Source organism: Streptomyces sp. NPDC021100, from assembly GCF_044333095.1.
Lineage (GTDB): Bacteria > Actinomycetota > Actinomycetes > Streptomycetales > Streptomycetaceae > Streptomyces.
On sequence record NZ_JBIRQH010000016.1, the window covers coordinates 163,777 to 190,274 of the forward strand.

Below are 26,498 nucleotides of genomic sequence, written 5' to 3' on the forward strand. Positions count from 1 at the left end.
AGCGAGACCGAGTGAGGACATGCGGATGCCGCAGGCGCACATGCAGGAGACGGGCCGTGAGGGAGTCGGCCCGGAGCGGGCCGGCTCCGGGGTCCGGCGCCGCGTGGGCGACTGGCTGGGCGACTGGCGGGGCCCGGGGATCTGGCGGCGCGGACTGGTGATCGCGGTGCTGGCGCTGGTGCTGGGGCTGCTGATGCTGCTGCACGCCAGCGTCCCCAACCGCGTCGGCAACCTCGGCAGCCTCACCGAAACCTTCCTGCCCTGGCTGGGACTGCTCGTCCCGGTCCTGCTGGCCCTGGCCCTGCTGCGGCGCTCGGCGAGCGCCCTGATCGCCGTCCTGCTGCCGGCCGTCGCCTGGATCAACCTCTTCGGCGGCCTCCTCACCGACAAGTCCGCGTCCGGCGGCGACTTCACCGTCGTCACCCACAACGTGAACGCCGAGAACCCCGACCCGGCCGGCACCGCGCGGTCCCTCATCGCCTCCGGCGCGGACGTGATCGCCCTGGAGGAACTGAGCGACGCCTCCCGCTACGAGAGCGCCCTCGCGGGCTCGTACCGCTACCACTCGGTACAGGGCACGGTCGGCCTCTGGAGCAAGTACCCGCTGAGCGACGCCCGCCCCGTCGACATCCGCATGGGCTGGACGCGTGCGCTGCGCGCCACGGTCGAGACGCCGCAGGGCCCGGTCGCCGTCTACGTCGCCCATCTCCCGTCCGTGCGGGTGAAGTTCAACGCCGGCTTCACGGCCGGACAGCGCGACAACAGTGCCGCGGCCCTGGGGCACGCCATCGCCGCGGAGCCCCTGAAGAAGACCGTTCTGCTCGGGGACTTGAACGGCACCATGAACGACCGGTCGCTCGCGCCCGTCACGTCGCAACTGCGGTCGGCGCAGGGGGCGGCGGGGGACGGCTTCGGCTTCAGTTGGCCGGCGAGCTTCCCGATGGCGCGGATCGACCAGATCATGGTGCGGGGGATGGATCCCCGGTCGGCCTGGACGCTGCCCGAGACGGGCAGTGATCACCTGCCGGTGGCGGCGCGGGTCAAGCTCTGAGGGTGCCCGTCGGCGAAGGGGTGGGACCGGGGCACCAGCCCGCCGCAGGCGCACACTGGAAGCATGTGCCGCAGCATCAAGACGCTCAGGGCCCCCGTCACCCCCGACCCGGGCGAGGACGACATCCGCGCCGCCGCCCTCCAGTACGTCCGCAAGATCTCCGGCTTCCGCGCGCCGGCCGTGCACAACAAGGCCGTTTTCGACGAGGCCGTCGACGCGGTGGCGGAGGCGACGGCACGCCTGCTGGACGGGCTCGAAGTGCGGGGTGTCAGGTCCGCTCGCGCCAGCGGTTCGTGATCGGCAGACGGCGGTCCTTGCCGAAGCCCTTCGGGGAGATCTTCGTGCCCGGCGGGTACTGCCGCCGCTTGTACTCCGCGGTGTCGACCATGCGCAGGACCCGCGCCACCAGCTCCTCCTCGAACCCCTCGGCGACGATCTGCGCGTACCCCCGGTCCCGGTCGACGTACAGCTCCAGGATGCGGTCGAGGACCGGGTAGTCGGGCAGGGAGTCGGTGTCGACCTGGCCGGGGCGGAGTTCGGCGCTCGGGGGCTTGGTGATGGAGTTCTCGGGGATGGGCGGGGTCTCGCCGCGCTCCTCGGCGTGGCGGTTGCGCCAGCGGGCGAGCCGGAAGACGCCCGTCTTGTAGACGTCCTTGATCGGGCCGTACGCGCCGACCGAGTCGCCGTAGAGGGTCGAATAGCCGCACGCCAGCTCGGACTTGTTGCCGGGCGCGAGGACGATGTGGCCCTCCTGGTTGGAGATGGCCATCAGCATCGTGCCGCGCAGCCGCGACTGGAGGTTCTCCTCGGCGAGGCCGGTCAGGCCCAGGGCGCCCATGTACGCGTCGAACATCGGGGCGATGGGCACCGTACGGAAGGTGAGGCCGGTGCGCCGGGCCAGTTCCTCGGCGTCGGCGAGCGAGTGCGCGGAGGAGTAGCGGGACGGCATGGCGACGCCGTACACGTTGGCGGCCCCGACCGCGTCGCAGGCGACGGCCGCGACGAGGGCGGAGTCGATGCCGCCGGAGAGGCCGATGAGGACGCTGCGGAAGCCGTTCTTGGCGGCGTACGCGCGGAGGCCGGTCACCAGGGCCTGGTAGACCTCGGCGTCGTCGTCCAGGTGCTCGGCGATCGTGCCCGGAAGCGCCGGTTCCGCGGCCGGGGCCGGGTCGGCGGAGACCGTGACGTGGTCGATCCGCAGGCCGTCGTCCACCGTGCCGGAGGGCGCCGCGGCCGGCGCCTCCGGCAGGTCGAGGTCCAGGACCAGGCACGTCTCCTCGAACTGCGGCGCCCGCGCGATCACCCGGCCGTCCCGGTCGACGACGATGGAGTCGCCGTCGAAGACGAGCTCGTCCTGTCCGCCGGTCATGGCGAGGTACGCGGTGGTGCAGCCGGCCTCCTGGGCGCGCTTGCGGACCAGCTCCAGCCGGGTGTCGTCCTTCTCCCGCTCGTACGGCGAGGCGTTGACGGACACCAGCAGCCCGGCCCCGGCGGTGCGGGCGGCGGGCACCCGGCCGCCCTCCTGCCAGAGGTCCTCGCAGATGGCCAGCGCCACGTCCACGCCGCGCACCCGGACCACCGGCAGGGTGTCGCCCGGCACGAAGTACCGGAACTCGTCGAACACGCCGTAGTTGGGCAGGTGGTGCTTGGCGAACGTGAGCACCGCCCGGCCGCCGTGCAGCACCGCCGCCGCGTTCAGCGGCGCGCCCGCCGGGCGGCCCAGCCGGGGGCGGGCCTCCTCGCAGCGGTCCAGGTAGCCGACGACGACGGGCAGGTCGCCCAGGCCCTCGTCGGCGAGGCGGGCGGCGAGGGAGCGCAGCTCCTCCCGGCTCGCGTCCACGAAGGACGAGCGGAGGGCCAGGTCCTCGACGGGGTAGCCGGTCAGCGCCATCTCGGGGAAGACCGCGAGGTGGGCGCCCTGTTCGGCGGAGTGGCGGGCCCCGCGGAGGACCGACTCCGCGTTCCCGGCGAGATCGCCGACGGTGGAGTCGGTCTGGTGCAGTGCGAGACGGAGTCGAGCCACGCCGTCAGTGTAATCGTCTTCCTGACGCGATGGCGGGGTGAAAGGGGCCACCCGGGGGCGGCCCCTTGGGGGCTACTTGCGGTAACCCAGTAGCGTCATCATCCCCGACTCCGCGTGGTACACGTTGTGGCAGTGGAGCATCCACAGCCCGGGGTTGTCGGCGTCGAAGTCCACCTCCAGCCGCTGCCCCGGCAGCACGACCGCCGTGTCCTTGCGCGGCCCGCCGCCCGGCAGCGCGAACGTGTGGCCGTGCAGGTGCATCGGGTGCCACATCGCGCTGCGGTTGACGAACGCCAGCCGCACCCGTTCGCCCGCCGCCACCGGGTAGCGCTCCGAGGGCGCGTACCGCCGCCCGTTCAGCGCCCAGTCGTAGCGCTCCATCGAACCCGTCAGCTCGAAGGTGAGCGTCCGGTCCGGCCGGCGCTCCCTCAGCCGGACCGGCCCCGCGGCCTTCAGCCGGCCCGCCGTGAGCGGTGTGCGGTCCAGCTCGGCCGGGCGGACGTCCGCGGCCGGCGCCGTGCCGCCGCCGGTACGCAGCAGCGCCAGGGCGGTCCGCTTCTTGCCCTCCGCGAGCGCGGTGAGCGGGAAGACGCCGTCGCCGGCCGTCACCAGCACGTCGTACCGCTCGCCCATGCCCAGCAGCAGCGACTCCGTCTCCACGTGCTCGGCCGGGAAGCCGTCGGTGTGCGTGACGGTCATGCGGTGGCCGCCGAGCGCGACGCGGAACGCGGTGTCGCCGCCCGCGTTGACGATCCGGATCCGGATCCGGTCGCCCGGCTTCGCCGTGAAGGTCTGCGGGGCGTCCGGCGTCCGGCCGTTGACCAGGTAGTACGGGTACGCGACGTCGCCCGCGTCGCCGCCGAGGAGGGGGCTGGTGGCGCCCATGAGCATCCGCGACGGGCCGTCGCCGGCGGCGGGGGTGACGGCCGCCATGTGGTGCATGCCGCCCATCCCGCCGCTTCCGCCGTGATCCATGCCGCCGCTTCCGCCGTGGTCCATGCCCTTGGCGAGTTCGGCGAGGACGGCGTCCGGGGTGCTGCCGTCGATCCCGTCCACCCAGTCGTCCAGGACGACGACCCATTCCTTGTCGTACGCCAGCGGCTCCCTGGGGTCCTCGACGATCAGCGGCGCGTACAGGCCGCGGTCCTGCTGCGTGCCGGAGTGCGGGTGGAACCAGTGCGTGCCCGGGCGGTCGACCGCGAAGCGGTACGTGAACGATCCGCCGGGGCGGACGGGCCGCTGGGTGACGCCCGGGACGCCGTCCATGTCGTTGCGCAGGGCGAGCCCGTGCCAGTGCAGGGACGTCGCCTCGGGGAGGTGGTTGGCGAGGGTCAGCGCGAGCGTGTCGCCCGCGGTGAGCCGGACCTCCCGGCCCGGCAGGGCGTCGCCGTACGCCCAGCTGGCGGCCTTCCGGCCGCCGAGGTCGAGCGTGGTCGCGGCGGCGGTCAGCCTCACCTCCCGGACCGAGCCGCCGGCGCGGCGCCGGCGCGCCTCGGCGGCGGCCACCTCCTTGCCGTCGGGGGCGACGTAGGCGGCGGGCTTCGTGGACTGTGCGTCCGGGCCCGAGTCCGAGCAGGCGGTGAGCAGTCCGCCGGCGGCGGAGGCGAGGCCGGCGCCGAGCACGGCGCGGCGCGTGGTGGTGCGCATGGTGAGGGAACCCCTGTACGTGTCGTCGGTGGTGTCTGCGGAGGCGGGGGCGCTGGTGCGCGGGCACGAGCGCGGACGCGCTCCTATACGCGCAGCACCGACAACCGGGCGAGGGCCTTCCGCCGGGGCGGCGGCGGGATGGGCCACAGGGCGTGGACGGCCGGGGCGGGTGCCGCGGCCCCGGCCGCGCCGGCCGGACGGCGGAGGACGGCCAGGGCCAGCAGAAGGACGACCGCCCAGCCGGCGCCGGCGAGGACGGCGAGGCAGACGGAGGCGGGGTCGAGGTCTGGGTGGTGGGGTGGGGGAGGGGCGGTGCCGTCGGACGCGGCGGCGCCTTCCGGGCCGGCCGGCGGCCGGGCGTGGTGCGCGGCGGGGCCGTCGCCGACTGCCGCCTGGGCGGGCGGGACGATGTCGTACGCCGCCCGGAAGGCCGTCGGGCCGCCTGGTGCCGCTCGCGCCACCCGGGCTGCCGTGGCCACCGGCTTGGTGGCCACGGCAGCCCGGGCCTGCGGCTCGTCGCCGTGTTCGACGGCCGTGGCGGACGGCGTTCCCGGGGCCGTCGACGCGCGCCAGGCCGCTGTCAGGGCGCGCGGCTCGCTCGTGTTGCGCCCCGGCGCCGTCACGGGCGAGGGCGTCCGCGTCCCGGGCAGGGGCGTCAGCTCTACCGCCGAGGACGTGCGCGTTCCGATCGAGGGTGTGAGCGCCCCGGACGAGGACGTATGCGCCTCCGCCCGCCCGTGCCCCATCGGGTGCCCGAGCGTGTGCATGGTGACGATGCCGAGCAGTAGCGCGGCGAGGAGCAGCAGCCGGCCGCACCAGGCGCCCCCGGCGCCGGCAGCGCCCGCTTGCCCGCGCATTGCGCCCTCCCGCCCCCGCCGGAACGATTCCTCGTACGCCCGCACCCTACCCCCGTGGGGTATGCGACCGACGAGCGGCCCGCACACCCGCCCGATCGAGCGGATGTGCGCGGAACGAGCCCTCTGTCCGATGATGGGACGAAACCGATCGATTGCTTTGCCCCGAAGGACGCTCCTCCCTCTCATGCCCCTCTCGGAACAGGTCAGGGACGAACGTCCCCCCGCAGGCCGTGCCCCGGACGCCCCCGCCGAAGGTCCCATCGAAGACCCCGCCACCGGCCGACGGCAGTTCATCTCCTGGACCACCCTCGCCCTGATGACCACCGCCTCGGTGGCCAACCTGCGGCCCGCGCCCTCCATGGCCCTCTACGGCCTCGCCGCCGTCTTCCTCTACCTCCTCCCCGCCGTCGTCTTCCTGCTGCCGACCGCCCTGGTCTCCGCCGAGCTCGCGTCCGGCTGGACGGGCGGCGTCTACCGCTGGGTGAGCGAGGGGCTGTCGAAGCCGCTGGGCTTCCTCGCCGTCTGGTGCCAGTTCGCGATGACGATCGCCTACTACCCGAGCCTGCTCGCGTACGTGGCCAGCACCTTCGCGTACATCGTCGACCCGTCGCTCGCCGACGACGGGCTGTACGTGGCGCTCGTGATCGTCGTCGTCTACTGGTCCGGCGTCCTGATCTCCGCGCGCGGCACCAAGGCCGTCGCCGGGCTGTCGAGCATCGGCCTGGTGATCGGCACGCTGCTGCCGGGCGTCGTCCTCGTCGTCCTCGGCCTGGTCTTCCTCGGGCAGGGCAACCCGTCCGCCGCGCCGATGGACGGCGGGCACGTGCTGCCGCCGTGGACCGGCGTCGCGAGCCTCGTCCTCATCGTCGGCAACTTCCTCTCCTACGCGGGCATGGAGATGAACGGCGTGCACGTCGCGTCGCTGCGCGAGCCGGGCCGGCAGTTCCCGCGCGCGATGGGCCTGGCCACCGGACTCGTCCTGCTGATCTTCATCCTGCCCGCGCTGGCGGTCAGCTGGGTGATGCCCGGCGAGGACCTGAGCCTCACGGCCGGGGTGATGCAGGCGTTCCAGGGCTTCTTCGACCACTTCGGGGTCGGCTGGCTGACCAAGGTCACCGGCGTGCTGCTGGTCGCCGCCGCGCTCGGCGGCATGCTCACCTGGCTGGCCGGGCCGTCCAGCGGCCTGCTGCTCGTCGCCCGGCAGGAGGGCTACCTGCCGCCCGTCCTCCAGAAGCTCAACCGGAACGGCGTGCCGCGCAACATCCTCGTCGCGCAGGGCGTGCTGACGACCGTCATCGCGCTGCTGTACGCGTTCCTGCCGGACGTCTCCAGCGCGTACTGGATCTTCTCGGTGATCACGACGCAGATCTATCTGGTCGTCTACCTGCTGATGTTCGCCGCCGTGGTGCGGTTGCGGCGGCTCCAGCCGGACCGGCCGCGCGGCTTCCGCGTCCCGGCGGTCCGGCTCGTCGCGGGGGTCGGGTTCGCGGCCTCGCTGGCGGCGATGTGCATCGGGTTCGTACCGCCCGAGCAGTTCGGCGGGCAGCCGCTCTGGCGGTACCTGCTGATCGTCGGCGGCGGGCTGCTGACCATCGGCTTCCTCGCGCCGCTCGCCTTCCTGGCGTTCCGCAGACCGCACTGGGCGGCGCCGGACGCGGACTGAGCCCCACGCGGATCCCCCGCCCTCCGGAACCCTCGCGGCGCGCCCGCCGTTCCCCGACGGGGAGGGGCGGCAGGCGCCGCCGTTCCTCCCCGCCAACGTGAGCACCATGAGCGCGGACGAGGGGCGGACGAGGATGAGCGAAGGCCGGCCGCCGGGCCGGATGCTGCGGATCGGCGGCACCGCCCTGCACGTCCTCAGCGAGGGTTCGGGACCGGTGTGCGTGCTCAGCCCGGGGCTCGGCATGGGCTGGTTCGACTGGGACCCCGTCGTCCCCCTGCTCACTCCGCACCGCACGGTCGTCCGCTTCGACCGGCCCGGGCTCGGCTTCAGCGCCCCGCAGACCGAGCCGCCCACCGCCCGGGGCGAGGCCGCGCGGATCGCCGGCGTCCTGGACGCCCTCGGGCACCCGGGACCGGCGACGATCGTCGGCCACTCCCTCGCGGGCTTCCACGCCGAGGCGTTCGCCCGGCTGCACCCGGAGCGCACGGCCGGCCTCGTCCTCGTCGACACCAGCGTCGAGGAGAACGCCCGGCCGCTCCCCGCCCGCGCCCTGCGCACCGCCGCCGCCCGGGCGCGCGGCCACGCCTTCGCTACCGCCGGCCTGCCGCGCGCCCTCGGCCCGTCCCTGCGCCGGCTGGCCGTCCGCGCCTCGTCCCTCGAACGCGTCGACCCCGTCCCGGCGGAGCTTGTGCGCCGCACGTACGGCACGGGCCGCGTGGCACGCGCCCTCCTCATGGAGAACGCCCGCTACTTCGACGTGGCCGCCGAACTGGAACACCTCCGCGCGGCCCACCCGCTGCCCCCCGTCCCCACCCACGTCCTCGCCGCCTCCACCGGCACCGACTCCCGCCTCGAACGCCGCCGCCTCACCCGCCAACGCACCCTCGCCACCCTCCTCGACGCCCACCTCACCACCATCGCCCCGGCCGGCCACCTCCTCATGTACGACCGCCCGGAGGCGGTGGCGGGGGCGGTGCTGGAGGCGCCCCGGTCCCGCCCTTCCGCGGTTTCGGCGGAAGGGCCCGCGCCCCGGTGAGAGCGGCCGCGCCGCTCGTCCTCGAACGCCGGACGGTGTGATCGTTCAGCCCGTCCGGCGTTTGAGGACAACCGTGCGAAGCGCGGTTCTGGGGGGGTGCGGGGGCGCAGCCCCTGCGGGAAACGGTGAAGGGGCGGGGCCGGGGAGTCCCCCCCCTCGGCGTGCGGAAGGGAAGAGCATGGGGCTCGACATCAGCGTGCTGGTCGTCGACTGGGAGCGGGTCGGGGGGTTCGCGCCCGGGGAGCGGTGGGAACGGCTCACGGATGCCGCGTATCCGGACGGGTGCGAGGGGGTGTTCGAGGCCGGGCTGCCCGATGGGTGGGTGCGGTTTCCGGGCGAGGTGGCGGAGTGGTCCGCGCTGTACGAGTTCCACTCCACGAGCGGGTCGTTCAAGGCGCACTTCTGGGCCGGGCAGCGGTGGGAGGACGTCCGGGAGCAGGCCGTGCCGGGGTTGCGGGCGGCGTTGGACGTGTTTCTGTCGGGGCTGTTCTGGGACCCGTACGACATGGCCGTTCCGCCGGCGGGGACGGGGGCGGACGCGCCGGGGGTGAGGGAGCTCTTCGCGGGCCGCGGCACCGGGCCGCTCGTCGCCTGCCCACCGGAGACCGTCCCCGTCCTGGCCGCCGCCTGGGCCGTCGCCGAGCCGCTCCTCGGCGGGCTCGAGGGGCCGCACACCGCCCACGCCGACGCCCCGGGACGGTGGATCGCGAACCACGAGGAGTTCGTCGTGCTGTTGCGCGAGTGGGCGGAAGTGGTGCGGGAGGCGCGGGCGCGGGGGTGGGGGATCATCGGGTTGCCCTTCTGACGTGCACGTGCGGCGCCACAGGGCCCCCGCTTGACCCTCACCCCACGTCAGGCCGCAGGCTGATGCGCGACGAAAGGCAGGACCCCATGACGTACACCGTCGGACAGGTCTCGGGCTTCGCCGGCGTCACCGTGCGAACCCTCCACCACTACGACCGCACCGGGTTGCTCAGCCCCAGTGAGCGCAGCGCGGCCGGCTACCGCCTCTACAGCGAGGCCGACCTGGGCCGCCTCCAGCAGATCCTCTTCTACCGGGAACTCGGCTTCTCCCTGGAGGAGATCGCCGCCATCCTGGAGAACCCGCAGGCCAACGCCATCGACCAGCTGCGCGCCCGGCACAAGCTGCTCAGCGAGCAGATCGGCCGGCTGCGGCGGCTGGTGGAGGTCGCCGAGCGGGCGATGGAGGTGCAGGAGACCGGTCTCGCGCTGGCGCCGGGCGAGCGCTTCGACGTGTTCGGCGAGGTGGCCTTCGACCTGAGCTACGCCACGGAGGCCGCCCTCAAGTGGCGGGACAGCGACAAGCACCAGCAGTCCCTGGCCAGCGCCGCCGCCCACAGCAAGGACGACTGGCGGTCCATCATGAGCGAAATGGCGGAATGGCGGCGGGAGCTGTGTGCCGTCTTCGACGCCGGTGAGCCCGCGGACGGCACGCGGGCCATGGACCTGGCCGAGGCGCACCGGGGACACCTCGACCGCTGGTTCATGTCCTGCCCGCCCGAGACGCACGTCCGCGTCGCCGACGACTTCGCCACCGACCCGCGCGCGTTCGCCCTGCTGGTACCGCCCTCCGAGCAGCGGCCGGGCCTGGCCGCGTACGTGCGGACGGCCGTCCGCGCCAACGCCGCCCGGCACGGGGTCGAGGAGGAGGCACGGTGAGGATCCTGATCACCGCGGCCGGCTCGCGCGGCGACGTCGCCCCGTACACCGGCCTCGGCGCCCGCCTGCGCGCGGACGGCCATGACGTCACCGTGGCCACGGACGAGCTCTTCGCCCCGCTGGTGCGTGCCGCCGGACTCTCGTTCCGCTCGCTCCCGGCCGACCCGCGCACCGGGGGCCAGGCCGAGGGGAAGCGCCAACTGATGAACGCCGCGGCCGCGTTCGCCGCCCGGCTGGGGCAGGGGATGGCGGAGGCCGTCACCGGGGCCGGGGGCGGCGCGGACCTGCTGCTGCTCTCCGCCACCACGGCCCCGCTCGGCTGGCACCTGGCCGAGGCCACCGGCATCCGCAGCCTGGACGTCCACCTCCAGCCCAACGCCCCCACCGGCGACTTCCCGCCCGTCGTGAGCGGCACCCGCTCGCTGGGCCGGTGGGGGAACCGCGCCGTCGGCCGGTTCTCGCTGCGGGTGACGGACCGCCTCTTCGCCGGCGCCGCCCGGGCGCTGCGGGCGGAGCTCGGCCTGCCGCCGGCCGAGCAGGCCGCCGTCCGCCGCCGGCAGGAGGAGGCGGGCGAGCCGGTGCTGTACGGCTTCAGCGAGGCCCTGGTCGAGCGCCCCTCGGACTGGCACCCGCGCCACACGGTGACGGGAACCTGGTGGCCGCACCGGGACACCGACCGGCTCCCGGCCATCCTGGAGGACTTCCTGGCCGCGGGCCCGCCCCCGGCCTTCGTCGGCTTCGGCAGCATGCCCGCCGACGACCGCGAGCGGCTGAGCGGCCTCGTGGTGGACGCGCTGCGCCGCGCGGGTCTCCGCGGCGTCCTGCAGTCCGGCAGCGCGGGGCTGGCCACCGACGCGGACGACGTCCTGACGATCGGGGACGTGCCCCACGAGCTGCTGTTCCCGCGCGTGGCCGCCGTCGTCCACCACGCGGGCGCGGGCACCACGGCCGCCACCCTGCGCGCGGGCGTCCCGTCCGTCCCGGTCCCGGTCATGGCGGACCAGCCCTTCTGGGCCGCCCGCCTGGTCGCCCGGGGCGCCGCCCCGGCCGCCCTCCCCTTCCGGAAGCTCACGGCGGAGGGACTGGCCGCTGCGCTGACCCGGGCGACGACGGAACGGCCGTACGCGGACGCGGCCCGCCGGCTGGCGGCCCGGGTCGCGGAGGAGGACGGCGCGGGCCGGGCGGCCGAGATCGTGGCGTCCCTGGAAAAACGCCCCTGACCTGCTGATACGGTCCCGGAGCATGAACGACACGGTGTACGTGGGCAACGCGGGCAAGGACGCGGCCCTCGACCGGGGCTGGCTGCTCGGTCACTTCAAGGACGTCTCCGACCCCCGCCACAGCGAGGCGGTGGAGATCAAGTGGGGCGTCCACCCACCCGGTGACGAGCGCGCCCGCTGGGTCACCGGCGAGGCCCGTACCGCCCTGCTGGTGCTCATCAGCGGCCGCTTCCGGGTGGAACTCCCGGGACGCAGCGTGCTGTTGAGCGAGCAGGGGGATTACGTGGTGTGGGGCGAGGGGGTCGACCACTCCTGGCGCGCGGAGGAGGAGTCGGTGGTGCTGACGGTGCGGTGGCCGTCCGTGCCGGGGTACCGGGTGGAAGACGGAGAAGGGGGAGGGGAAGGGGGAGGAGAAGGGCAAGGGCAAGAGGCGGAGGGCGCGGGAGTCGGCGCGGCCGGGTGAGTGAGCGGGCGCGGCCGGGTGAGGGCGCGGGAGCGACCGGGGGCGCCTGACACCGGCCGAGGGTTCGGGGGCGCGCCCGGCCCGGTGCACCCGGCCCTGGCTCCCCGCCCCGGCTCGCCCGCCCCGCGTCACCCCCGCCCCCGGCCCCCCGCGCCGCGCCGCAAGCGGGCGCGGACCGCCCGTTGGGCGACCGGGCCCAGGCCCTCCAGTACGGACACCAGCCCGGAGAGCTGGTCCAGCGCGTCCAGCGCGCGCAGGGCGCCGTCCGGGTCCACGCCCTCGTACAGTTCCAGGCCGACGAAGGCGGACGCGACCGCGCGCGCCAGCCCGGGGGAGTCGACGAAACCGGCGAGCGGCGTGTCCGCCAGGACCCTGACCAGCACCCGCTCGATCTCGTCGATCCAGAGGGCGAGGCCCGCCGCGGTGGCCGGGGCGAGCCGCGGCTGGTTCTGCGCCCCGGCCAGCAACTGCGCGAGTACGGCCACGTTCCCCTCGGCGCGCTCGGCCGCGTGCAGTTCGCGGCCCAGTTCCAGGAGTTCGGAGAGGGTGCGGACCCGTTCCAGCCGGTCCCGGTAGCGGGCGACCCGCTGCTCGGCGCCGTGCCGGCAGGCGGTGGAGAGCAGTTCGTCGACGCTGCCGAAGTGGTAGAAGACCAGGGCCTGGTTCACCCCGGCCGTGGCGGCGATGCTCCGCGCGGAGACCTTGGCGATGCCCTGCTCGGCGAGCGTGCGCAGGGCGGCGTCCAGCAGCTTGGCGCGGGTGTCCGCGCCCGCGTCCGAGCCCGACCTCGTACCCCGGCTCATACCCGCGCCTCCTCGCGCACCGGCCGCAGCCCCCGCCTGACGCCGTGCTCCCGCACGTCCACGTAGTCCGCGGTGAAGGAGCCCGTGTAGCCGAAGAGCGGGCCGAACCGCCGGTTCGTGACGGCCACCCGGATCCGGAAGCACCCCGCCGCGTCGTCGTACGATTCGCGCACCACCGCGTCGCCCGCGACGAGGTCCGGGACGCGGACGTCCACCGGCCCCTCGCGGAAGCGGTGTTCGCCGGACCGGATGACCAGCGACCCGTCGGCGTCCGCCGAGAAGTGCAGGTCGGTGGCGAGGTGTTGGTGGGTGCCGAGGTAGTCGACGACGCAGCCGCGCTCGGGGCTCCAGATCATGGTGGCGTCGAACCGCCGGTCGCCGCCAGGGAAGGCGAAGGTGCGGACGAAGGTGACGGTCTCGCGTCCGTACGAGTCCCGGTAGGGAACGTTCTCGATGGTGAACGGCACGTCGCGCCCGGCACGCGGGACGAGGATGTTGCGGGTGCCGCCCAGCGCGAGGAACGGCCGGACGAACCCCCGGCCGTGCCGGACGCGGTCCATCGTGCCGCGCCCGACGCAGGCCGTACCGCTGTCGAGGCCCACGGAGAAGCGCCGCCGGATCTGCGGATGAAGGCGGTCGAAGTCGGCGCCGAGGGCGCGCTGGAAGATCGAGGTCATGACGGCTCCGGGACGGTGACGGCGGCGGTGACGGCAGGGGACGTGGCGGAGGTGGCGGCCGGCAGGGTGGTGAGCAGGGCGGGCGGTGCCGTCCGCGCGCGGCCGGGCGGGCGGCGCAGACAGCGCCGGGCGGCCGGGGTGACCGGCGAGGGCGGCAGCAGCAGCGCGAGCGCCGCGGCGGCCGGGCCGGCCGCCGGGACGGTCTTCGCGACCGCGACGACGGCCAGCAGGCGGACGGCGGACTCGCCGAGCGCGTACCGCAGCGACCGCTCCGGCGGGAGGCCGCGCTCGCACCATAGCCGCAGCCGGTCGAAGGACCAGGCCGTGGCCCAGCCCATCAGCGGCCGGAGGACGAACCGGTCGGCCGGACGTCCCCAACGGCCCCACCGCACCCGGTAGTCGTACCCCGTCAGAAAGCGGACGCCGTCGTCCGTCGGGACATAGCGCCAGTAGCCGCGGCCCTCCTCGATGAGCGAGAGCGGATGCCGCGAGGAGAACCGGAGCGCCGAGGTCCGGGTGCCGTCGGAGCGGTGCCGCTCCCCGGCGGCGACCCCCACGCCGGAGACCGTCAGGAACGGCAGCACGCGCGTGGCGTACCGGAAGCGCTGTGGCTCACCCGGTGCGCACGGCAGGTGGTCGATGTCGGTGAACCGCAGGTCCCAGCGGCGGTGCCGCGCGGGCTGCTGTGTGCGGTCCCACAGGTCGTCGGGATCGGCGCGGATCAGCGCCTCGACGTACAGGCCCATCAAAGGCCTCCCCCCGGAGCGATGGTTTGAGCGACTGCTCAAAACGCAGCGTACGGCGTTTTGAGCAGTCGCTCAAACCCGCTTCCGATGGGGTTATCCCCGGCGCTCCAGCCGCACCACCGGGATCGCCCGCCCCGCCCGTGCCCGGAACGCGGCGAACTTCGGCTCGGCCGCGACCTGCCGGTGCCACAGCTCCTCGTACTCCGCCGGGTCCGTCACCTCCGTTGCCCGGGCGCGGAAGGAGCCGGCGCCCAGCTCGACGCGCAGGGCCTCGGGGTGGGCGCGCAGGTTGTGGTACCAGGCGGGGGCCACCGGCGCGCCGCCGTTGAGGGCGAAGACGTGCGGGCGTCCGGCGGCGTCCGGCAGGTACACCAGGGGCGTGGTGCGGAGTTCGCCGCTGCGGGCGCCCCGCGTGGTGAGCAGGAGCAGCGGCGTACCGGCGAACTCGCCGCCCACCACGCCCCCGTTGGCGCGGAACTCCTCGATCACCCGCAGGTTGAAGGGGTTGCTGTTCACGATGCCGGGGCCGCCTGGGCCGTGGCCCGGTCGATGCGGGCGTACTGCTCGGCGGTGAGGCGCAGGTCCAGCGCGTCCCGGTTCTCCGCCAGGTGCTCGGGGGACGAGGTGCCGGGGATCGGGATCATCGTCGGCGAGCGGTGCAGCAGCCAGGCCAGGGCCGTCTGGGCCGGAGTCGCCCCGAGCTCCCGTGCCACGGACGCCACCACCGTCACGGGGCTGTCCGGCCCCGCGTGCTCGCCCATCGCGATCGGCCAGAAGGGCAGGAACGCGATCCCGTGCGCGGTCGCGTAGTCGACGACGGGGTCGTGCCCGCGCTCGCCGAGGTTGTAGAGGTTCTGGACGGTACGGATGGGGGCGATGGCGGACGCCTCCCGCACCTGCTCGACGGTCACCTCCGACAGTCCGATGTGCCGGACCTTGCCCTCGTCCTGGAGCTGCTTCAGGGCGCCGACCTGGTCGGCCAGCGGGTACGCGGGGTCGACGCGGTGGAGCTGGAACAGGTCGATGCGCTCGGTGCCCAGCCGGCGCAGGCTCAGCTCGGCCTGCTGCCGCAGGTAGGCGGGGTGGCCGTGGGTGACCCACTCGGTGGGGGAGGGCCGGACCACGCCCGCTTTGGTGGCGATCACGACCTCGTCGGCGAACGGGCGGAGCGCCTCGGCCACCACCTTCTCGTTCTCGCCCAGCGCGTAGGCGTCCGCGGTGTCGAAGAGGCGGACGCCCAGTTCGACGGCGCGCCGGAGCAGCGCGATGGTCTCCGCCCGGTCGGTGGGGGCCGTCCAGATCGGGGCCGTGAAGCCGCGCCGCTCGTCGGGCCGGCCGGCGAGGCGCATGGCGCCGTAGCCCATGCGCGGCACGACGAGGCCGTCGGGACCGTCGCCGATGGTGTGGATGAGGGGGTGGGTGGTGGCCGTGGCGTGCGCTGTGTTCTGCTGCATGCCGGAGAAGTTAGAAGCTCACACATGTGTGAGCTTCAAGCCGGAACCCGGCACTGTGAGGGGGATCACCATCCATGAAGATCGGAGAACTGTCGGCGGTCACCGGGGTCAGCGTCCGGCTGCTGCGCTACTACGAGGAGCAGGACCTGCTCACCCCCGTCCGCACGCCCGGCGGCCACCGCTCGTACGGGCCGGATGCGCCCCTGGCGGTCCGCCGGATCCGGGCGCTGCTCGACGCGGGGCTGCCCACGCGCGTCATCCGCGAGGTGCTGCCCTGCGTGGAGGGGGACGGGCTGTTCGTGCACCCGTGCGTGAGCGACCGGCTCCGGGAGCAGCTGCGCGGCATGGAGGAGCGCATCGCCGAGCTGGAGGAGAACCGGGCCGGGCTGACGGCGATCCTCGCGGTCACGGAGGCCGCTGTCGGCTGAGGACGGCGGCCCCCGCCGCGTACCGTCCCGGCGCCACCCCCACGATCCGCTTGAAGTGCCGCGTCAGATGCGACTGGCCGTAGAACCCGGCCGCCGCCGCCACCGTGCTCGGCGGCACCCCGTCCAGCAGCATCCGGCGCGCCCGGTCGACGCGGCGCGCGGTGAGGTACTGGTGCGGGGCGATGCCGAACGCCCGGCTGAACGTCCGCACCAGGCGCGTCGGATGGGCGTGCAGCCGGGCCGCCGCCTCCCGCAGCGTCAGCCTCTCCACGACGTGCGCGTCGAGCAGCTGCCGCAGCCGGTCCGCGAGGACGGCGGCGTCGCGTCCGCCCGGCGCGGGCCGGGTGCCGGGCCGGGGCGCGGACCGCGGGTCCAGGTGGCGCACCAGCCGCTCGGCGACGAACGCCGGCCGGCTCTCCGCCTCCAGCTCCCCGCCGGGCTCGGCCGGGGCCGTGTGCAACTGGTGGACGCGGTGGCGCAGCAGGGGGCCGGCCAGCGTCGGCCGGTCCACCGCGGCGCCGATGTGCTGCTCGCCCAGCACGTCCGCGCCGAGGTACAGCACCCGCTTGCGGAAGCCGCCGGGCGTCGCCGGGGAGCCGCTGTGCGGTATGTGCGGGGGCAGCAGGGTCACCTGGTGGTGGAGTGCTCCGTGCTCGTCGTGTTCGAGGTCGTAGCTTGACCATGCCGTCGTCGACGATGAGCAGCGACCAGGTGCCGTGGGTGTGCATGGGGTACGCGTGGTCGAAGAAACGGGCGTGCAGGACCTTCGCGACGCCCCCGACCCCCGGGCGCCACGCCGTGACCCGTGAACGGCCCGCCCGCCCGGTGCTCGGCACGCGAGGAGCGTGCAAGAGGATCACCGGGGGCGAACGGACGTACGGGACGAGGTGTGGGAGGGGGTGTGGGAGGGGGTGCGGGGCGGGAGCCGGACGGGCCCGGGGCGGGAGCCGGACGGGCCCGCGGGGCCCGCCCCCTGCGTCCGCTCCCGGCGGCACCCACAATGGAACCGACCACCGCGGGACGCCCGGGCGCAACGCGTCCGAAATCGTGTGGTGGGATGCTGATGTGCCCCCGGCCTGCCCCGCGGCCGGGAGCGGACGGCCTGACCAGCGAGGATTGGTAGCTATGGATAAGCAGCAGGAGTTCGTGCTCCGCACCCTCGAGGAGCGCGACATCCGCTTTGTGCGGCTGTGGTTCACCGATGTGCTCGGCTACCTGAAGTCGGTCGCCGTCGCCCCGGCGGAGCTTGAGCAGGCGTTCGACGAGGGCATCGGGTTCGACGGCTCCGCGATCGAGGGATTCGCCCGGGTGTACGAATCCGACATGATCGCCAAGCCGGATCCGGGCACCTTCCAGATCCTCCCCTGGCGCGCCGAGGCCCCCGGCACCGCCCGGATGTTCTGCGACATCCTGATGCCGGACGGCTCCCCGTCGTACGCGGACCCCCGCTACGTCCTCAAGCGGATCCTGGCCAAGACCTCCGACCTCGGGTTCACCTTCTACACCCACCCCGAGATCGAGTTCTTCCTGCTCAAGGACAAGCCGGTGGACGGCACCCGCCCGGTGCCCGCCGACTCCTCCGGCTACTTCGACCACACCCCGCAGAACGTGGGCATGGACTTCCGCCGCCAGGCCATCACCATGCTCGAATCCATGGGCATCTCGGTCGAGTTCAGCCACCACGAGGGCGCCCCCGGCCAGCAGGAGATCGACCTGCGCTACGCCGACGCCCTCTCCACGGCCGACAACATCATGACCTTCCGCCTGGTGATGAAGCAGGTCGCCCTGGAGCAGGGCGTGCACGCCACGTTCATGCCGAAGCCGTTCTCCGAGTACCCGGGCTCCGGCATGCACACCCACCTCTCCCTCTTCGAGGGCGACCGCAACGCCTTCCACGAGTCCGGCGCCGAGTACCAGCTCTCCAAGGTCGGCCGCTCCTTCATCGCCGGCCTCCTCCGGCACGCGGCCGAGACCTCCGCCGTCACCAACCAGTGGGTCAACTCGTACAAGCGCATCTGGGGCGGCTCCCAGCGCACCGCGGGCGCCGGCGGCGAGGCCCCCTCCTACATCTGCTGGGGCCACAACAACCGCTCCGCCCTCATCCGCGTCCCCATGTACAAGCCCGGCAAGACCGGCTCGACGCGCGTCGAGGTCCGCTCCATCGACTCCGGCGCCAACCCGTACCTGACGTACGCGGTCCTGCTGGCCGCCGGCCTCAAGGGCATCGAGGAGGGCTACGAACTCCCCGCCGGCGCCGACGACGACGTCTGGGCCCTCTCCGACGCCGAACGCCGCGCCATGGGCATCGAGCCCCTCCCGCAGAACCTCGGCGAGGCCATCGAGCTCATGGAACGCAGCGAACTCGTCGCGGAGACGCTCGGCGAGCACGTCTTCGACTTCTTCCTCCGCAACAAGAAGCAGGAGTGGGAGGAGTACCGCTCGGAGGTCACGGCGTTCGAGCTGCGGAAGATGCTGCCGGTGCTGTAGCCCCGCGGGGCGGATTCCCGTGTGACGGGGGCAGAAGGGGCCCGCGGCCGACGGCCGCGGGCCCCTCACCGTCGCGCCCGCCGGTGATTTCCCGCCAATCCGTCGCGCGGGGCCAGGCGCGGTTGGCGCCGGTACGCAGGGGCGAATCGACTGGTCGACGGCGAGCGTGGGCTCGGCGATCCGCAGGGCCCGCCAACAGCCGCGGGTGCCCGTCCCAGGGCCCCGGCGGTACCGGGCAGACGAGCGCGGCCGGCCCACCACCGGGACGATGAAGGTCTTGGCCGCTCCCGCGGTGGCCTCACGGCTCTCGGCGCAACCGCCGCCACCGCGGCGCCGACAGATCAAGGGTGCCTGGACCGTCAGACGGAACCCAACCGCCGTCGGCTGAGAAGTCGGGCCGCCCCCCCACGCCGGGGGTGGCCCCGCGCCACCGCCCCGGTCACGGGGCGATGATGACCTCGAAGGCTTCGTTGTCGATGATGCGGTCGGACTGTATCGCCTGCGCGTACTCCCAACCCGCGTCCCCGTTGTCCTTGTTGTCGACATGGGCCCGGATGCAGGGCGCGTTGTAGGGCGGGGTGGGCTGGGCGGCCCGGTCGACGGTGACGTTCGCGATGTCCCACACGCCGCCGACCGCACGCGGGGTGATGTCCACGCACTGGTTCCCGTCCTTGCCGCCCTGCGATGACCCGGCGAAGGGGTACTCGTCACAGGAGTCGTTGAGGACACCGGTGGCGCCCCCCACGAACTTGTTCGGCCCGCCGATGCCACAGGTCTTGTCACGCCGTTTGTCGTTCTTCGGGTCGAGAGGGTCGGTGAAACGATTCAGCGGGTGGTCGTGGTCGCCGAACTTGCCGGTCAGGTTCTTCTGCGCCCACTCATAGGCGATGGCCGCCCCCCGGTACCGGGCCTTGCTGAACGTCACATTGGCCAGGTGGCCCGGAACGATGCAGCCAGGCCACCTGCCCGAGTCATCGTCACAGCGAACCTCGATGCCGTTCCACTCCGGGCGGATGTGCGTGGGTGGCCCCGACCCGTTGAGGATGGCCCCCTGCACGCGGTAGGTCGGCAGGATCGTCGTGTTGAATCCCTTGCCCACGGACGAGCTGTAGCTCAGGGTGCCGTCCTTGCCCTCGTGGAGGTGGCGGAAGCGGACGGCCGCGCCGTCCCAGGCCGACGACCCGGGCGAGCACTGGCCGCTACAGGTGGAGCTCAGGGCCATCGTGACGGGGGGCATTTTCTCCGTCCACTCGACGACCTCGGTGATGATGTCCTCGCGCCATGCCGCCTGGGGCAGGGAGTCCATGGACGCCGCCGCCGCGACGAACACCGTGGCGTGGTCGGCTACGCTCCCGTCCTTGCCGAGGGCCTCATAGATGACCCAGTGGCGTACGCAGTAGGCCTTGCGGCTGGACTGGCGGGGATCGGCCCCGGTACACATCCCCAGCCCGGGATTAGGCTTGGGATCGGCGGCCTGGGCGCGGGCCGCTGGTGCGAGGGCGACGGAGGTCGGGGCGGCGGCGCCCGCGGGGGCGGTGCCGGTGGTCCTCACGCACGTCCAGGCCGTGCCCTGGCGCTGGAGCGGGGTACCGGGTGCGGTGGCCACGCACGTTCCGTGACCGGGCGGGGCCGCGCCGGCGGGCGGCGCGGCGGTAGCGGGGGCGGTGCCTGCGGCGCACACGGATGCGGTGAAGACCAGTGCGGCTATCGCCGACAGGCCGCGTCTGAGGTGTCTCAACGGGCGTCCCCCTGAGTCGGGTTGACATGGTCTGGCCAATAGGGGCCATCGGCACGCTACCGCGCACCCGTTCCGCGGTACAGTCGCCCGGTCCAGACCAGCCGACCACCATCGGCCGACCGGCCGGGAATCAGGGGGAAACCCAACCATGCGCCGTACGAGACACGTTGGACGCATAGGCGGAGCGGTCACCGCGGCCTTACTCACCGCCCTGGGCGTCGCCGCCCAGCCCGCCACCGCCGCCCCGGCCCGTCCCGCAGGGCCCGTCGCGGCCCCGGCCGCCGGGCAGACCTGCACGGCGGCCGACCTCGGCAAGCGTCACCCGGTCGTCAAGTCCGCCGAAGTGTCCCCGGCCATCACCCACTTCAAGGGCTGGTACGTCACCCAGGGCTCAACCGGTACCCAGACCATCTCCACCAACGTCCAGGAAACCATTTCGGTCTCCGTGGGTGTCAACGGCAGCGTTCAGGGCAGCTTCGCCGTCGAGGCCCTCGGCACCGTCGGCGCGAGCCTCGGCCTGAACGTCCAGGTCAACTACACCACCACCAGCAGCACCAACAAGTCCATCACCTGGGACTTCTACCAGCCCGGCTACTACGGACTCTACGAGGGCACCAAGAAGGTCACCGGCACCTACGGCAGCCTCAACTGCAACCGCACCCAACAGGCCGACGGCAGCTGGGCGTTGAAGTGGACCGAGGGCCCCGACACCGGCAGCTACACCACCTTCACCACCCTCGAAGAAGGCGCGGTGCGCTGCGAGGACAAGGTCCCCGCCAACAGCATCATGCGCAAGGCGCAGGACCTCCTCGACTGCGGCTCCCCCGCCGCAGCCGCGAAGCACCCGGCAGGTCCCGTTCCCTCGGCCAAGGCCGGCCAGTCCAAGCACGGCGCCGACAACGCCGCGACGGCCGCCAAGGCCGTCCAGAGCGTCAAGGCCACCCAGGCCACCCGGGCCGCCAAGCCCGTAAAGCCCGCCCCGAGCGCCGCCCTGAACTGCCAACCCGGCGCCTACAAGATCGACGTCCCCGGCAAGCCCCTGAACTGGAGCGCACCGCTCCTGGCCAACGACGGCATCCGCCTGCGCGAATCGAACTGGACCAGCGCCCACCTGGACAACTGGCGCCTGTGCAACGTGACCGAGCGCAACGGGGTCATCGAGGCGTCCCTGTGGAACTGGGGCAACGGCGGATGCGCGACCATCCCGGCGGACATCGCCAACCAGGAGCAGGCCTACCTGACGACGGCCACCTGCGGGGAGGACGACCTCCAGCGGTTCTACATCTACCGCGACGTACCCGGCAGCACGAAGATCGGTCTGCAGAACAAGTACACCGGCTCCATGCTGGGCCACGACCGTTATGCCGACGGGGAGTTGATCCGCCAGTACTCCAGCGGTCGGCAGGACGGAACGGGTACGTACACCCTGACCGCGGTCTGACGGCCCCACCCCGTGAGCGCGGCCCCGCCTCTGAACCCCCGGCTTCCCGTTTCCGTACGGGGCCTTCCGCGACCGTGACCGTCCCCGTCGTCATTCGGCGGCCGGAACCACGAGGTACGTGGCGCGCACCAGCCCGAACCCGCCCGGCAACGCCGCCGCCGGCAGCGTCGACGTAAGCCCACGTCTCACGCGAGGACCGTGGCGAGCACCGTGCACGTACCCGAGGGCGGCAGGCTGACCGCCTACCAGGGCGGCGCCTGGGCCAGTGACGCCAAAGGCGACACGATCGCGATGGTGCGGCCCGGCAGCGTCACGGACACCGACGGCACGACCCACGAGGGCGTCGTCGAGGGATCCATCCGGTGCTGACCGGTATGTGTCCCGACCGCCCAGACGGCTCACCGTCTGAGCGGCTCACCTTCCGTACCACCGGTGTCCCCCGTCGGCGGTCCGGCGGGGGCGCGGCCATCCGGCCGGCGGGTGCCGTGCCCCGCGCCGGTGGCTCTGTCGATACGCTGGAGATCGAGCCTTGACCGGGCATGGTCAGCTGGAGGCGATGGGGCGATGGGATGACAGTGCCGGACGGGCGGCCCGAGAGCCGGCGCGGCAGTACGTACACCCGGCTGGTGCGGAGCGGGTTCGCGGATCCGGCCGCCGCCGAGCGGCTGCTGGACGACGCCGACGGGCTCGCGGCGCTCCGCGCCGACCCGGTGTTCCTCGACGCGCTCGGTGCGACCGCCGATCCCGATCTCGCGCTGCTCGGACTGGTCCGGCTCGCCGAGTCGCTGGAGGCGAAGCGCGGGCCGGCCGAGCGGCAGGCGCTGCTCGACACCGTCGTCACCGCCAAGCCCCTGCGCGACCGGCTGCTCGGGGTGCTCGGCGCGTCCGAGGCGCTCGGGGACCACCTCGCGCGGCATCCCGGCGACTGGCACGCGCTCGTCACGTTCGAGCGCGCCGACCTGCACCCCGGCACGGCCGAGTTCGAACGGGCCCTCGCCGAGGGCGCGGAAGCGGGACGGGCGGCCGGGCTGACGCCGTCCGACGCACTGCGCGCCGCCTACCGGCGCTGCCTGCTCACCGTCGCCGCCCGGGACGTCACGGGCACCACCGACGTCGCCGAGACCGCCGCCGAACTCGCCGACCTGGCCACCGCCACCCTCCGCGCGGCCCTCGCCATCGCCTCCGACGAGCACCCCGACGACGCGGCGGCCTGCCGGCTCGCCGTCATCGGCATGGGGAAGTGCGGCGGCCACGAGCTCAACTACGTCTCGGACGTGGACGTCGTCTTCGTCGCCGAACCGCGCGGCGACACCCCCGAGGGCACCGCGCTCCGGGCCGCCACCCGGCTCGCCTCCCGCATGATGCGCGTCTGCTCGGACATCACCCCCGAGGGCACCATCTGGCCCGTCGACGCCAACCTCCGCCCCGAGGGCCGCAACGGGCCCCTGGTGCGCACGCTCAGCAGCCACCTCGCGTACTACCAGCGCTGGGCCAAGACCTGGGAGTTCCAGGCGCTGCTCAAGGCCCGGCCGGTGGCCGGCGACCCCGCGCTCGGGCAGGAGTACGCGGACGCCGTCTCGCCGCTCGTCTGGCAGGCCGCCGAGCGCGAGAACTTCGTCCCCGACGTCCAGCAGATGCGCCGCCGCGTCGTCGCCTCCATCCCCGCCGACCGGCTCGACCGCGAACTCAAACTCGGGCCCGGCGGGCTGCGGGACGTCGAGTTCGCCGTCCAGCTGCTCCAGCTCGTCCACGGCCGCAGCGACGCCACGCTGCGCAGCGGCGGCACCCTCGATGCGCTGGCCGCGCTCGCCGCCGGCGGCTACGTGGGACGGGCCGACGCGGCCGCGCTGGACGCCGCGTACCGCTTCCTGCGCGCCATGGAACACCGCATCCAGCTGCACCGGCTGCGGCGCACCCACCTCGTGCCCGAGGGCGAGGCCGAACAGCGGCGCCTGGGCCGCTCCTTGGGTTTCCGGACGGAACCCGTCGCCGAACTGGGCAAGGAGTGGCGGCGGCACGCGCGTGAGGTGCGGCGGCTGCACGAGAAGCTGTTCTACCGGCCGCTGCTGGACGCCGTCGCCCAGCTCGAACCGGGCGAGATCCGGCTCAGCCCGAAGGCCGCCGGTCAGCGCCTCGGAGCCCTGGGGTACGCGGACCCCGCCGCCGCGCTCCGCCATCTGGAGGCGCTTGCCTCGGGAGTCACCAGGAAGGCGGCGATCCAGCGTACGCTGCTGCCCGTGCTGCTGGGCTGGTTCGCGGACTCCTCCGACCCCGACGCGGGACTGCTCAACTTCCACAAGGTGTCGGACGCGTTGGGCAAGACGCCCTGGTACCTGCGGCTGCTGCGTGACGAGGGCGCCGCCGCGGAGAACCTCGCCCGCGTCCTGTCCGCCGGACGGCTCGCCCCCGACCTGCTGCTGCGCGCCCCCGAGGCCGTCGCCCTGCTGGGCGCCCCCGAAGGGCTGCGGCCGCGCGACCGCGAGGCGCTGGAGCAGGAGACGCTGGCGGCCGTGGGCCGGGCCGAGGACGCGGAGAAGGCGATCGTCGCCGTGCGCGGGGTGCGGCGGCGGGAGCTGTTCCGTACCGCCGCCGCCGACATCGTCGGCGCCTACGGACGCCCCGGCGGCCCCGGGCCCGAGGCCGGGGCCCGCGACCACGGCGCCCGCTGCGACCTCGTCGGCCGGGCCGTCTCCGACCTCAACGCCGCAGCCCTGGCGGGCGCCCTGCGCGCCGCCGTCCGCGCGGAGTGGGGCGACACCCTGCCCACGCGCTTCGCCGTGATCGGGATGGGGCGCTTCGGGGGGCGCGAGCAGGGGTACGGGTCCGACGCGGATGTCCTGCTCGTGCACGAGCCCCGGGACGGTGTCGGTGACGAGGAGGCCGCGAAGGCCGCTTTCGCCGTGGCCAACGAAATGCGGCGGCTGCTGCAACTTCCGACCACCGATCCTCCGTTGATCATCGACGCGGACCTGCGGCCGGAGGGGAAGTCGGGGCCCTTGGTGCGCAGTCTCGCTTCCTACGCCGCTTATTACCGGCGGTGGTCGCTGGTCTGGGAGAGCCAGGCGCTGCTGCGGGCCGAGCCGGTCGCCGGTGACGCCGAGCTCGGGCGGCGGTTCGTCGAGTTGATCGATCCGCTGCGGTATCCGGCCGAGGGGTTGTCCGAGGACGCCGTCCGGGAGATCCGGCGGCTCAAGGCGAGGATGGAGACGGAGCGGCTGCCTCGGGGGGCCGATCGGACGACCCACACCAAGCTCGGCCGGGGTGGCCTTTCCGATGTCGAATGGACCGTCCAGCTCCTGCAGATGCGGCACGGCCACGACGAGCCGCGGCTACGTACGACCCGTACACGCGAGGCCCTCACGGCGGCGTGCGCGGCGGGGCTCCTGCCCGCCGAAGAGGCGCGGATTCTCGACGAGGCGTGGGTGCTCGCGACCTGCGTGCGGAATGCGGTGATGCTGGTGCGGGGGAGGCCCGGGGATACGTTTCCGGGTGATCCTCGGGAGTTGGCGGCGGTGGGGCGGTATCTGGGGTACGAGCCGGGGCACGTCGGGGACATGCTGGACGATTACCGGAGGGTTACTCGGAGGGCTCGGGCCGTGGTGGAGGAGAGGTTTTACGGGGGGTAGGGGGACGCCGAACCGCCTACCGATTCGGCGTCCGCTTGCTCACCGCTTGTACCCAAGCTTGATCAGTGTCTCCCGCGCTCGCGCCCTGAGGACAGCCCACTCCGGCGCCGTCCGTACCCCGGACTCCGTCCACAGAGACGCTTCGGTCTCCATCATCCGACGCAACTGATCCTCGACGGGCGGTAGCACGGCGGCCAGCCGACTCTGGGATTCGTCGGTCATCGAGGTGGCCAGAGCGCTTCGGAGTGCATCGTGAAACAGGAGGGCGAGACTGTCGATTTTCACTCTCACCTGGCGTGAATAATCGATCTGCTCCTGTGTGTCCAGCGCGAGTACGTGGAGTATATGCAGTATGCGCTCATGGCAATTCTTGCCGTGGTTGTCGATGATTTCGAAGATGTCCGACATGTCGGCGGCTGCCTCCATGCAGAACTGCTGATCCGTTCGGGAGATGTGTACTGCCGCGTCGAAAAAATCCGAACTGTCCGGTCCGCCTGCGTCGATCAACAGGCGAGTTGGAGCCAGTAGCCAATTTCTCCTGGAGTCGTCGAAGGTCCAGGCGGTTCTCCTGGGAGTGCAGGAGGCAACCTGCTTGAAGACCTCCGTCAATCCCTCGCGAGGGGCCACGAAACGCCACGACGCAGAAGGGAGCTGAAGCCTTCCTTCGGAATCGTGCTTGTTCGCTGAGATCCTTACCCAAGCTACTGGTCCGAAAGCTCTAAGGGCTTCCAGGATTTTTTCCGATGAGTATGCCATCAGATGAAACCCCTTCGGAGAGAATCGCTACCAGAGTGGTCCATCGTAACCTCCGCGGCCTGTCACGATCTTCTTTCCGGGGTTGCTGAGTCGTATTGCTCTCTCGAAATCTCCTGCCGGGATGGGATCCTTGCTCATGGCTGGATCGTAAACATACTTTCCGTCGGTGTAGACATCGTGGTAGATATACTCTTCGAGTTGCGTTCCTCCTTTCTCCGGGACTGTAAAGGCCCCTCTGGGGTGGGTGGTGAAATTGATGATGTGGCCGTCTCCCTGACTGTCTCGCATGATCCACTCTGCGATTTCCGAACAGTCGATATTTCCGCCGATGGGGACTCGTTGCATGGCTTCCACGGCAGAGGCGTCCGGCGGATGCTCAGGGTTCGGAGGGCGGAAGTCGAAGGTGCCTCGTCTCTTCTGGGCCTCTGAGCACTCCGGCGCCAGCCCGAGCGGATCGATATATCGGTGGGGATTGTGGACGTAGGTGGAGGCATTGGGCGCCACAGCAAGACCCAATGGGTCCACCTGCAGGTAGCGGGCAGTTTCGGGGTCGTAAGAGCGGTGGAAGTTGTAGTGCAGTCCCGCCTCCGGGTCGAAGTACTGGCCGGGGAATCGTAGAGGCGTGTAAGTCGTGCTGTCCGCCGGCCACGCCGTGGTCCCCCACAGCGTGGCGCGCGAGCGCCAGGCCGTCGTTCCCGTCTC

The 26,498-nt window shown here is 73.0% G+C and carries 24 protein-coding genes and 2 pseudogenes; 14 read left to right on the forward strand and 12 right to left on the reverse strand.

What is annotated here, in order from left to right; all coding sequences use genetic code 11:
• Positions 1-25: 25 nt before the first annotated feature.
• Complete coding sequence (locus ACH4PU_RS26135; protein WP_398276752.1) at positions 26-1,051, forward strand: endonuclease/exonuclease/phosphatase family protein; 1,026 nt, start codon at positions 26-28, stop codon at positions 1,049-1,051.
• Between the two features lie 63 nt (positions 1,052-1,114).
• On the forward strand, positions 1,115-1,348 hold the full coding sequence (locus tag ACH4PU_RS26140) for a DUF2277 domain-containing protein (protein WP_398276755.1): 234 nt from the start codon (positions 1,115-1,117) through the stop codon (positions 1,346-1,348).
• Here ACH4PU_RS26140 and ACH4PU_RS26145 read toward each other — a convergent pair.
• The 3 genes from ACH4PU_RS26145 to ACH4PU_RS26155 form a co-directional block, all read right to left on the reverse strand.
• Positions 1,320-3,074, reverse strand: coding sequence for an NAD+ synthase (locus ACH4PU_RS26145; protein WP_398276758.1), 1,755 nt, complete (start codon positions 3,072-3,074; stop codon positions 1,320-1,322). The two genes, ACH4PU_RS26140 and ACH4PU_RS26145, sit on opposite strands and share 29 nt — an antisense overlap.
• A gap of 72 nt (positions 3,075-3,146) precedes the next feature.
• The gene (locus ACH4PU_RS26150; protein WP_398276761.1) at positions 3,147-4,721 is read right to left on the reverse strand and encodes a multicopper oxidase family protein; all 1,575 of its coding nucleotides are present in this window, start codon (positions 4,719-4,721) and stop codon (positions 3,147-3,149) included.
• An 83-nt stretch (positions 4,722-4,804) separates the two neighbouring features.
• Complete coding sequence (locus ACH4PU_RS26155; protein ID WP_398276764.1) at positions 4,805-5,578, reverse strand: hypothetical protein; 774 nt, start codon at positions 5,576-5,578, stop codon at positions 4,805-4,807.
• A gap of 184 nt (positions 5,579-5,762) precedes the next feature.
• Between ACH4PU_RS26155 and ACH4PU_RS26160 the strand changes: the two genes are divergently transcribed.
• From ACH4PU_RS26160 to ACH4PU_RS26185, 6 genes are all read left to right on the forward strand, one after another.
• The gene (locus tag ACH4PU_RS26160; protein WP_398276767.1) at positions 5,763-7,241 is read left to right on the forward strand and encodes an APC family permease; all 1,479 of its coding nucleotides are present in this window, start codon (positions 5,763-5,765) and stop codon (positions 7,239-7,241) included.
• Between the two features lie 106 nt (positions 7,242-7,347).
• Positions 7,348-8,277 (forward strand): alpha/beta fold hydrolase, encoded by a 930-nt coding sequence (locus ACH4PU_RS26165; RefSeq protein ID WP_398276770.1) that lies wholly within the window; start codon positions 7,348-7,350, stop codon positions 8,275-8,277.
• Between the two features lie 178 nt (positions 8,278-8,455).
• A complete protein-coding gene (locus ACH4PU_RS26170; RefSeq protein WP_398276773.1) occupies positions 8,456-9,082 on the forward strand; it encodes a hypothetical protein in 627 nt (208 codons plus the stop codon).
• 86 nt (positions 9,083-9,168) lie between these two features.
• Complete coding sequence (locus ACH4PU_RS26175) at positions 9,169-9,957, forward strand: MerR family transcriptional regulator (protein WP_398276776.1); 789 nt, start codon at positions 9,169-9,171, stop codon at positions 9,955-9,957.
• The gene (locus ACH4PU_RS26180) at positions 9,954-11,177 is read left to right on the forward strand and encodes a glycosyltransferase (RefSeq protein ID WP_398276779.1); all 1,224 of its coding nucleotides are present in this window, start codon (positions 9,954-9,956) and stop codon (positions 11,175-11,177) included. Before ACH4PU_RS26175 ends, ACH4PU_RS26180 begins: the two co-directional genes overlap by 4 nt.
• A 22-nt stretch (positions 11,178-11,199) precedes the next feature.
• Complete coding sequence (locus ACH4PU_RS26185) at positions 11,200-11,640, forward strand: signal peptidase I (RefSeq protein ID WP_398276782.1); 441 nt, start codon at positions 11,200-11,202, stop codon at positions 11,638-11,640.
• A 128-nt stretch (positions 11,641-11,768) separates the two neighbouring features.
• On the opposite strand, the gene ACH4PU_RS26190 is transcribed toward ACH4PU_RS26185, so the two are convergent.
• The 5 genes from ACH4PU_RS26190 to ACH4PU_RS26210 form a co-directional block, all read right to left on the reverse strand.
• Positions 11,769-12,443, reverse strand: a complete 675-nt coding sequence (locus tag ACH4PU_RS26190) for a TetR/AcrR family transcriptional regulator (protein ID WP_398276785.1) — start codon at positions 12,441-12,443, stop codon at positions 11,769-11,771.
• Positions 12,440-13,120, reverse strand: a complete 681-nt coding sequence (locus ACH4PU_RS26195; RefSeq protein WP_398276788.1) for a DUF4166 domain-containing protein — start codon at positions 13,118-13,120, stop codon at positions 12,440-12,442. The genes ACH4PU_RS26190 and ACH4PU_RS26195 overlap by 4 nt, the downstream gene beginning before the upstream one ends.
• Positions 13,117-13,866, reverse strand: coding sequence for a hypothetical protein (locus ACH4PU_RS26200; RefSeq protein ID WP_398276791.1), 750 nt, complete (start codon positions 13,864-13,866; stop codon positions 13,117-13,119). The genes ACH4PU_RS26195 and ACH4PU_RS26200 overlap by 4 nt, the downstream gene beginning before the upstream one ends.
• A gap of 93 nt (positions 13,867-13,959) precedes the next feature.
• Positions 13,960-14,382, reverse strand: coding sequence for a nitroreductase/quinone reductase family protein (locus tag ACH4PU_RS26205; protein ID WP_398276794.1), 423 nt, complete (start codon positions 14,380-14,382; stop codon positions 13,960-13,962).
• Positions 14,379-15,320, reverse strand: coding sequence for an aldo/keto reductase (locus tag ACH4PU_RS26210; RefSeq protein WP_398276797.1), 942 nt, complete (start codon positions 15,318-15,320; stop codon positions 14,379-14,381). Before ACH4PU_RS26210 ends, ACH4PU_RS26205 begins: the two co-directional genes overlap by 4 nt.
• A 74-nt stretch (positions 15,321-15,394) precedes the next feature.
• Here ACH4PU_RS26210 and ACH4PU_RS26215 point away from each other — a divergent pair, with 74 nt between their 5' ends.
• Positions 15,395-15,748 (forward strand): MerR family transcriptional regulator, encoded by a 354-nt coding sequence (locus tag ACH4PU_RS26215; RefSeq protein ID WP_398276800.1) that lies wholly within the window; start codon positions 15,395-15,397, stop codon positions 15,746-15,748.
• Here the strand turns inward: ACH4PU_RS26215 and ACH4PU_RS26220 are convergent.
• Positions 15,726-16,584 (reverse strand): annotated as a pseudogene (locus ACH4PU_RS26220) (helix-turn-helix domain-containing protein). The gene ACH4PU_RS26215 and the pseudogene ACH4PU_RS26220 overlap by 23 nt on opposite strands.
• 289 nt (positions 16,585-16,873) lie before the next feature.
• Between ACH4PU_RS26220 and glnA the strand changes: the two are divergent.
• Together glnA and ACH4PU_RS26230 are read left to right on the forward strand one after the other, a co-directional pair.
• The gene (gene glnA / locus ACH4PU_RS26225) at positions 16,874-18,235 is read left to right on the forward strand and encodes a type I glutamate--ammonia ligase (protein ID WP_099200781.1); all 1,362 of its coding nucleotides are present in this window, start codon (positions 16,874-16,876) and stop codon (positions 18,233-18,235) included.
• Positions 18,236-18,362: 127 nt separating this feature from the next.
• Positions 18,363-18,541: pseudogene (locus ACH4PU_RS26230) on the forward strand (IS5/IS1182 family transposase); the annotation flags it as partial.
• 133 nt (positions 18,542-18,674) lie between these two features.
• On the opposite strand, the gene ACH4PU_RS26235 reads toward ACH4PU_RS26230, so the two are convergent.
• A complete protein-coding gene (locus tag ACH4PU_RS26235) occupies positions 18,675-19,841 on the reverse strand; it encodes a hypothetical protein (RefSeq protein ID WP_398276802.1) in 1,167 nt (388 codons plus the stop codon).
• Positions 19,842-20,121: 280 nt separating this feature from the next.
• Here ACH4PU_RS26235 and ACH4PU_RS26240 point away from each other — a divergent pair, with 280 nt between their 5' ends.
• The 3 genes from ACH4PU_RS26240 (at position 20,122) to ACH4PU_RS26250 (ending at position 25,040) form a co-directional block, all read left to right on the forward strand.
• On the forward strand, positions 20,122-21,414 hold the full coding sequence (locus ACH4PU_RS26240; protein WP_398276804.1) for a hypothetical protein: 1,293 nt from the start codon (positions 20,122-20,124) through the stop codon (positions 21,412-21,414).
• A 198-nt stretch (positions 21,415-21,612) separates the two neighbouring features.
• On the forward strand, positions 21,613-21,783 hold the full coding sequence (locus tag ACH4PU_RS26245) for a hypothetical protein (protein WP_398276806.1): 171 nt from the start codon (positions 21,613-21,615) through the stop codon (positions 21,781-21,783).
• A 200-nt stretch (positions 21,784-21,983) separates the two neighbouring features.
• Positions 21,984-25,040 (forward strand): bifunctional [glutamine synthetase] adenylyltransferase/[glutamine synthetase]-adenylyl-L-tyrosine phosphorylase, encoded by a 3,057-nt coding sequence (locus ACH4PU_RS26250; RefSeq protein ID WP_398276808.1) that lies wholly within the window; start codon positions 21,984-21,986, stop codon positions 25,038-25,040.
• A 39-nt stretch (positions 25,041-25,079) separates the two neighbouring features.
• Here the strand turns inward: ACH4PU_RS26250 and ACH4PU_RS26255 are convergent, their stop codons facing one another.
• Positions 25,080-25,547: a hypothetical protein gene (locus ACH4PU_RS26255; RefSeq protein ID WP_398276810.1), complete on the reverse strand. Its 468-nt coding sequence runs from the start codon at positions 25,545-25,547 to the stop codon at positions 25,080-25,082.
• Between the two features lie 276 nt (positions 25,548-25,823).
• A partial coding sequence (locus ACH4PU_RS26260) for an RHS repeat-associated core domain-containing protein (RefSeq protein WP_398276813.1) occupies positions 25,824-26,498 on the reverse strand: 675 nt, incomplete at its 5' end.